This window comes from Mesorhizobium sp. M2A.F.Ca.ET.039.01.1.1 (assembly GCF_003998035.1).
Classification (GTDB): Bacteria; Pseudomonadota; Alphaproteobacteria; order Rhizobiales; family Rhizobiaceae; genus Mesorhizobium.
Genome location: NZ_RZRY01001423.1, coordinates 1 through 615, shown reverse-complemented (window position 1 = coordinate 615; position 615 = coordinate 1). Strand labels below are relative to the sequence as shown.

Below are 615 nucleotides of genomic sequence, written 5' to 3'. Positions count from 1 at the left end.
GGTCTCGGCGCTCGATGTCTCGATCCGCGCCCAGATCCTCGACCTTTTCGCCGAGCTCAACCAGAAGCTCGGCATCGCCTATCTCTTCATCACCCATGACCTGACGGTCGCCCGCGCCATGGCGGACGAGGTGCTCGTCATGCATGAAGGCAGGATCGTCGAGCGCGGCAAGACCGCCGACGTGCTCGACCATCCCAGCTCGGAAGCGGCGCGAGCGCTGGTCGCGGCGGCGCCCGATCTTCACCGAGCCATCGCGCGACGCATGCAGGAACAGGGCTAAGCAGCCGGCCGGGCCGGCTATTCCTCCCGCTTCACCAGATCGACCGGGCTGATATCGAGCAAGTCGAGCGTGCGGCGCAGCAGCTTCACCTCACTCTCCGCCAATTTGGAATCGGCCTTGGCGATCTCGGCCATATGGCGCGCAAGCAGTTTCCGGCGCTCGACATCGAGATCGCGGAACAGCGCGATCGCCTGCGAGCCGTTGGTCTCGTAGCCATAATCGTTGAGATATTCGATGACGCTGTCGATCGAGGCCTCGGGAATGCCGAAGGCTTCCCTGCAGATGCGGCGGAGGACGACCATCTCGCTCTCCGAAACCGAACCGTCGGCCAGGAT

The 615-nt window shown here is 64.1% G+C and carries 1 protein-coding gene and 1 pseudogene; one reads left to right on the top strand and one right to left on the bottom strand.

The window, feature by feature from the left end; translation table 11 throughout:
* Positions 1–280: pseudogene (locus EOA24_RS40230) on the top strand (microcin ABC transporter ATP-binding protein); the annotation flags it as partial.
* Between the two features lie 17 nt (positions 281–297).
* On the opposite strand, the gene EOA24_RS40225 reads toward EOA24_RS40230, so the two are convergent.
* The coding region (locus EOA24_RS40225; RefSeq protein ID WP_127410935.1) for a TerB family tellurite resistance protein at positions 298–615 on the bottom strand (318 nt) is incomplete at its 5' end.